At 63.5% G+C, this 1,229-nt stretch carries 1 protein-coding gene; it reads left to right on the forward strand.

The features are described from left to right. Positions 1-64: 64 nt before the first annotated feature. Positions 65-1,229 (forward strand): IS3 family transposase gene (locus CU669_RS20910; protein ID WP_407671619.1). Its coding sequence is split into 2 segments (ribosomal slippage), with 1,166 coding nucleotides annotated over them: positions 65-323 and positions 323-1,229; the frame shifts between segments, so codons are not numbered across the junction. This gene is flagged as partial in the annotation.

Consider the following 1,229-nt stretch of genomic DNA (forward strand, 5'->3'; position numbering starts at 1 on the left):
TGACCTGCCGTGGGAATCCTCCTCCAGTCTGAAGTAGAGTCCGGCCCTGACAAGGACGGACGAGATGAAGCGCAGCAGGTTCACGGAAGAGCAGATCATTGGCATCCTGAAGGAACAGGAGGCCGGGGCGAAGACACTGGACTTGTGCCGCAAGCACGGGATCAGTTCGCCAACTTTCTACAAATGGAAGGCCAAGTACGGCGGCCTGGACGTGTCGGAAGCCCGGCGGCTGAAGGCGCTTGAGGATGAAAACGGCCGGCTGAAGAAGCTGCTGGCGGAATCCATGCTGAACGAGGCCGCGCTCCGCGATCTTCTGGGAAAAAAATGGTGAGGCCCGCCGCCAAGCGGGAAGCTGTCGCCCATCTGCGAAGCCAATTCGAGATGAGCGAGCGTCGGGCCTGTGCCGTGATCGCGGCGGATCGTACCATGATCCGCTACCAGTCGGTTCGGCCCGACGACAGCGGCTTGCGCCTCCGACTTCGAGAGATTGCCCAGGAGCGCCGCCGGTTCGGCTATCGACGGCTGTTCATCTTCCTCCGTCGCGAGGGGGAGCCATCCGGCATCACCCGTGTCTACCGGCTGTATCGCGAGGAGGGCTTGGCGGTGCGCAAGCGCCGCACCCGACGCAAGGCCATCGGCACTCGCGCACCGATCCTGGTGGAGGCCAAACCCAACGCCCGCTGGTCGCTGGATTTTGTCCATGATCAGTTGGAGAACGGACGGCGCTTCCGCGTGCTCAACGTCGTCGACGACGTGACGCGGGAGTGCTTGGCCTCGGTGCCCGATCCATCGATCTCGGGCGTGCGGGTTGCGCGGGAACTGTCGGCGCTGATCGCCAGACGGGGAAAGCCGGGGATGATCGTCTCTGACAACGGCACCGAACTGACCTCCAACGCCGTGCTGAAATGGTCGCAGGATCATTGCATACAATGGCACTACATCGCCCCAGGAAAGCCGATGCAGAACGGCTATAGCGAGAGCTTCAATGGCCGGATGCGCGATGAACTGCTCAACGAGACAGTCTTCACCAGCATGGGCCAGGCCCGCGCCGTCATCGCCGCCTGGGTGGCCGACTACAACACCACCAGGCCGCACTCGGCCTTGGGATACCAGACCCCGGCGGCTCACGCCGCCAAACTCAAGGCAATGGGGCCGAAATCGAAGCCCCTCCGGGGCTCCGAGCCCGGCCCCATTGCTCAACCCGCGCCAGACGGCGTAACTTTAGTCGG

It is taken from the genome of Paramagnetospirillum kuznetsovii (assembly GCF_003284725.1).
In the GTDB taxonomy this organism is placed as follows: Bacteria; Pseudomonadota; Alphaproteobacteria; order Rhodospirillales; family Magnetospirillaceae; genus Phaeospirillum; species Phaeospirillum kuznetsovii.